Origin of the sequence: Catenibacterium sp. (genome assembly GCF_052354645.1) — a bacterium.
Taxonomy (GTDB): domain Bacteria; phylum Bacillota_I; class Bacilli_A; order Erysipelotrichales; family Coprobacillaceae; genus Catenibacterium; species Catenibacterium mitsuoka_A.
Genome location: NZ_DAWDDM010000151.1, coordinates 1 through 4,773 on the forward strand (window position 1 = coordinate 1; position 4,773 = coordinate 4,773).

General features: G+C 28.6%; 6 protein-coding genes. 4 read left to right on the plus strand and 2 right to left on the minus strand.

The genetic code is table 11. From position 1 onward, the window contains the following. The first annotated feature begins 195 nt into the window (after window positions 1-195). The 3 genes from ACT8VG_RS07365 (at window position 196) to ACT8VG_RS07375 (ending at window position 2,526) form a co-directional block, all read left to right on the plus strand. Window positions 196-459 (plus strand): hypothetical protein, encoded by a 264-nt coding sequence (locus ACT8VG_RS07365; protein ID WP_444195523.1) that lies wholly within the window; start codon window positions 196-198, stop codon window positions 457-459. 57 nt (window positions 460-516) lie between these two features. Continuing rightward, entirely contained in the window at window positions 517-1,263 is a 747-nt protein-coding gene (locus tag ACT8VG_RS07370) for a MerR family transcriptional regulator (protein WP_288951359.1), read from the plus strand. A gap of 867 nt (window positions 1,264-2,130) precedes the next feature. Then, window positions 2,131-2,526: a PH domain-containing protein gene (locus ACT8VG_RS07375; protein ID WP_444195524.1), complete on the plus strand. Its 396-nt coding sequence runs from the start codon at window positions 2,131-2,133 to the stop codon at window positions 2,524-2,526. A gap of 146 nt (window positions 2,527-2,672) precedes the next feature. Here the strand turns inward: ACT8VG_RS07375 and ACT8VG_RS07380 are convergent, their stop codons facing one another. Next, the gene (locus ACT8VG_RS07380; RefSeq protein WP_217106435.1) at window positions 2,673-3,116 is read right to left on the minus strand and encodes a hypothetical protein; all 444 of its coding nucleotides are present in this window, start codon (window positions 3,114-3,116) and stop codon (window positions 2,673-2,675) included. Window positions 3,117-3,175: 59 nt separating this feature from the next. Then, the gene (locus ACT8VG_RS07385) at window positions 3,176-4,126 is read right to left on the minus strand and encodes a papain-like cysteine protease family protein (RefSeq protein WP_195921577.1); all 951 of its coding nucleotides are present in this window, start codon (window positions 4,124-4,126) and stop codon (window positions 3,176-3,178) included. 151 nt (window positions 4,127-4,277) lie between these two features. On the opposite strand from ACT8VG_RS07385, the gene ACT8VG_RS07390 reads away from it, so the two are divergent. Beyond that, window positions 4,278-4,613, plus strand: coding sequence for a PadR family transcriptional regulator (locus ACT8VG_RS07390; RefSeq protein ID WP_444195525.1), 336 nt, complete (start codon window positions 4,278-4,280; stop codon window positions 4,611-4,613). The last annotated feature ends 160 nt before the right edge of the window (window positions 4,614-4,773 follow it).

The following is a 4,773-nucleotide window of genomic DNA, read 5'->3' on the forward strand; positions in this document are numbered from 1 at the left end:
ACACCTCCTAGTTGCAAGATTTGATAAGTATTTATTACTTATCAAATCCATTTTATAACCACGAGATGCAAATCTTTATATTAAATATGATGGACTTGTTTAACGGATTCACTGGACTTCTCTAGCGTAACGTATGGACTAATTTTACCGTATGGAGTGGCCTTGCCACTCCGTAATATTCAGGTGGTGCACTTAATGCGACAGGAGTGGTGCATAGGTCTGCGACTACCAGTTCAATTACGCGCGAATAATCATTTAGGGGACCATTCTATTAAAATAGCCAAAGAATCAGATTTTAGAGGTATGCAATTTAATGCTATTGTTGAAAGTAATAAATCAGCTTTACACACTTATAAATCGTTAGTGTTTAAAGAAGTTGGTATGATCCCACAAGGGTTTAGATTAAAAGATGGAAGTTATTCAAATATGTATGTTGTCTTATATTTTTCTTTATTGTAAGAAATACTTGACTATATCCTAAGGTCATACTGTTTAATATGAGTAGAGGTGATAGTTATGACAACACATGAAGTAGAAGAAATGTTAGATATTACAAAGAAAACGTTAATTTATTATGAAAATGAAGGTTTAGTGAAACCATCAAGAGATAACAATAATTATCGATGTTATAATCAAGATGATATTTCAAAAATTAAGTTTATTCTCCTATTAAGAGAGATGGACGTCACTATAGAAGAAATCAAACAGATTATTAATAAACAGAAATCAATTAGAGATGTTTTGGAAAATAAAAAAGATTTGATAAAACAACGACAACTTGATTTAGATCATATAGATGAAAAAATTAATAATTATATTAAAAGAAAAAAAGTTAAAATAGCAGTAGATAATGTTTTAGATTATGGAACGATTTATGATCGTTTATATTTTTATAAAGATTTTCTTCAATATGTTCAGACAGAAATAAAATACAGTGATGTCAAATGCTTTAAACTATCAATGTCCAGTTCGATTGGACTTATGAGATTCATGGAAGTATATATGAATTATTATGTGGATTTAGATGTTATTACACAATATGATACTTATTCTTTTCAAATTATGAACAATGAAGTTGTTTATCAAATGATGGAAAGAATTAAAGATTATCCATTAGAAGATCCTCTTGGATTAGTTGACATCTATCTTAATAAACGAGATATGGTTCAACTTAATAAATATATTAATCGACATTTTAGAAAGTGGGCTAAAGAATATCATTTAGATAATCCAAGAGATAGTATAATAAGAAGATACAAATAAGATCAATTTGTTCCAAAATAAAAAGCTGATTCTAAAAAAAGAGTGTGATTAAAATGCACATAGAAATATGTCTATCACTAAGTCCTCTCCATATATGAGTTCATTTTCTATTGCAATCATGTTAGTGATCAGAGGAGAAATTCTCTTTCTCGTTTTTTAATTGATAAAAGAAAGAACAAAAGTTAGAACATAAATAGGAATTATTCCTATCAAAGAATGAAAGGAGAGAATACATTTGGCTAATAAATATGCAGGAACACAAACAGAAAAGAACTTAATAGAAGCTTTTTCAGGAATAAATCGAACATAAAGTTCGTTTATATATGAAAACCTACGAGAGTAGCTCTCTCATAGGTTTTTTATTTCTTCTAATACTTAATAACTTCCTACAGTTATATGCTTATATGCTATAATTCTTATGTGGAACAACCGTATACGGTAGGTGGTTATCCTTGGTCGTCATGACGAAGGTACGCAATCCTTCGAAATTCACATTCCTAGAAGTTTTGGGAAAATCTGAAAAACGGAGGTGATGCGCAAAGACAACATATGAAACAGTCATGGTGGTGTTAACATCGTTAGCATTTATTGTGTCTATTATAGGAATCATTGTAAAGTTACTTCTTATCATTATAGATAAAAGTGCAAAAAAATAACTACCTCAGCCTCGGGAAAAGTTTGAGATAGTCATTTCAATCATATAAAACCCAAGGACAACCGCTTACTGGTTGTTCCATCGTTCACAATTATTATAGTTCACGCTTAATTTAAAGTCAATATGTGCAAATGTGACTGACTGATATACTAAAACCAATACATTGAGACCTACAAAATTTATTAACCGAGGCGTTAGAAAATGTCAAAAAAATGAGCAAATTAATTTCTGTTTTCATTCTTATTTTTCCTATTATGATAATTGCTTTTACTATAGTAGATTTTCAGTCTGAACCGGTGGTAAATTATGATAATGAAAAAATATCTATAAAGGCACCATTATGTAGTGAAGATAACATTTATTATTCAGAGATTAATGAGATAAAATACATCGATCAATTTAATTTTGGTAAGAAAGTAAAAGGACAATTTAATAAAAATTACACTGCCGGATGGTTCAATAATAACGAATATGGAGATTATTATTTGATATCATGTAACGATGTAGAAGATAGTAAGTATTTATATATAAAATCAAATGATAAACTATTTATATTTAATGTGAAAATGGCTGAAGTATTTTCAAAAATTAACACTCTGTCTAAGTAAATCATTACTTTAAATACACCAATACATTTCATAAACTAAGAGAATTATACTCTCCTTTCGCTTTAAAATAATACAAGCGAAAGGTTTTATTTTATTAGAAATAATTTAAAAGGATAGCCACCTGTAAGCTCTACTTTAAATTATTTCTAATTCCAGTAATCTAGTTGATCGTAATCAACATAATTTGTTGATGATGCAAGTTTCTTAAAACTATCTTTATCTACTCTAGCATATTCTTTTATTTTGGAATCATCACTCTTATTTGATTTAGTTACAAGTACATCTGAACTATTAGATATTCTGTAAAAACGATATGCATTCTCCTTTAATATAACTGTATACGAAGGCGAACCATAACGCATTTTACTCTCATCATATTTTTGTATACCATCAGGCAGATGATCAACAAAATCAACATCTTTAAGCTTATTAGAAATAGAAGTTGATTTATATAAAGAATATTCTTTCTTCTTTTCTCCACTTGCAGTGACTTCTAATAGATAAGAATTAGAACTAGGTACTACAAACACAGCAACAACAGCAATTAATAAACAAACAATAATAGTTACAATAGTTTTTTTAGATTTCATATGATCTCCTTTATAATTAATAGTTTAAGTTAAAATATGAACTAAGAAACTAATTACCATTAACTTAATTTCAAATAAGTTGCACTTGTGTAAGTTAAATTGCCTACTTTAAACTGTATTTTTCTATCAGTTGTTACTTGAGAAGTCTTATAGGTTGCACTTGAAGGATCTAAATATGAAACAGTAAGATAAGAGCTTCCTTCAGCATAACCTCTTATAACACACATATGTCCATTTTGTGAAGATTTAAAACCTGTAATTACAGGCTTATTTGCATTAATGAGATTAATTAATTCCATTGCACTTGGTCCTTGTGATATCACAGTTGATTTGATTCCGAATTGACTACTCATTGCCAATTGAGTTTCACCAATAGTTGCACCACGTTTATTTGGATCAATTCCATGATTTCTTGAAATTGTACTTGGAGCCGTATATGGCTTTCCTTTATATTTTGCAACACTACTAATACAAGTTGCCCAACATGTATAGTTTGTGTCTTGTTTATACTTTGGAATGCTTAAATATTTTGAACTAGAACGAGTTTGCATCAAGTATATTTTTTCCGTTTTTAATTTCGATGCACCATATTTAAGTTCTTTATCTTTAATCATTTCATCTTTTGATATTCTATAAGTAGAATCATCCACATAAATTAGAATATCTATTCCATCATACTCAATTGCATGAACTTTATTAACTGCATAGTTACTAATAGATTTGTCTGTTAAATCCATATAAGTAAATATGCCCTTCGTTTCTGTTAGTATTCCTATAACATGATTTTCACTAAATATTATATAATTGGTATCAGTTGTTAATATTTTTCCATCTTTATACGTAGGTACTGATTCAGAAACAGATAAATTTTCTGATGTAATTTGGCAAGTAGATAGAAAATCTGTAATACACTCCAATACTTCATCTTCAGCTGCAAATACATTTACAGGTAATACACAAGTAAAAATGCATGATAAAACAATCAAGATTTTTTTTACATTATTTTTCATTTCCTTTATCCTCCTATTCTTCGTGATAATGTAAACGTTTACTATAATTAAATATTATCATGCGGTTATGTATTCGTCAACTACTATATAGTTTTTCTATATATTGTCTAACAAATATATTCATGTTACTATTTTCTATGGAGGTAGCCTTATGCCAAAAAAGAATAATAACTTTTTTAAACTAGAAATGTTATTTCTTAAGATTCTTTCAATAAGAGATTGTTATGGGTATGAGATCACTCATTCCATTAAAGAACTTACAAATGGTAAGATAGATATCAAAGAAGGAAGTATGTATCCTGTTCTTTATAAGTTTGAAGATCTAGGCTATATATCAAGTGAGAAAAAGCTTGTTGGAAAGAGAATGACAAGAATATATTATCATTTGGAGCCATCTGGAAAAGAGTACCTAGAGGGCATATATAAAGAATACAAAGAGATGACAAGTATTATTGATACATTTATGGAGGAAGATCATGACTTATAATAAAAGTGTTAAAAAGTACATTAAACAATGTAAGTATCTATTTGCTTCTTATGGTAAATCTGAAAAAGAATATATAAGAAAACTCATAGATAATATTGATGATGGTTCTCATGATATGACATATGATGAAGTCGTAGAAAGACTTGGTACACCCAAGGAA

Excerpts from the sequence above, each read along its gene's own strand:
- ACT8VG_RS07365 (WP_444195523.1), top strand. The coding sequence starts at position 196 with ATGCGACAGGAGTGGTGCATAGGTCTGCGACTACCAGTTCAATTACGC.
- ACT8VG_RS07370 (WP_288951359.1), top strand. The coding sequence starts at position 517 with ATGACAACACATGAAGTAGAAGAAATGTTAGATATTACAAAGAAAACG.
- ACT8VG_RS07375 (WP_444195524.1), top strand. The coding sequence starts at position 2,131 with ATGAGCAAATTAATTTCTGTTTTCATTCTTATTTTTCCTATTATGATA.
- ACT8VG_RS07380 (WP_217106435.1), bottom strand. The coding sequence starts at position 3,116 with ATGAAATCTAAAAAAACTATTGTAACTATTATTGTTTGTTTATTAATT.
- ACT8VG_RS07385 (WP_195921577.1), bottom strand. The coding sequence starts at position 4,126 with ATGAAAAATAATGTAAAAAAAATCTTGATTGTTTTATCATGCATTTTT.
- ACT8VG_RS07390 (WP_444195525.1), top strand. The coding sequence starts at position 4,278 with ATGCCAAAAAAGAATAATAACTTTTTTAAACTAGAAATGTTATTTCTT.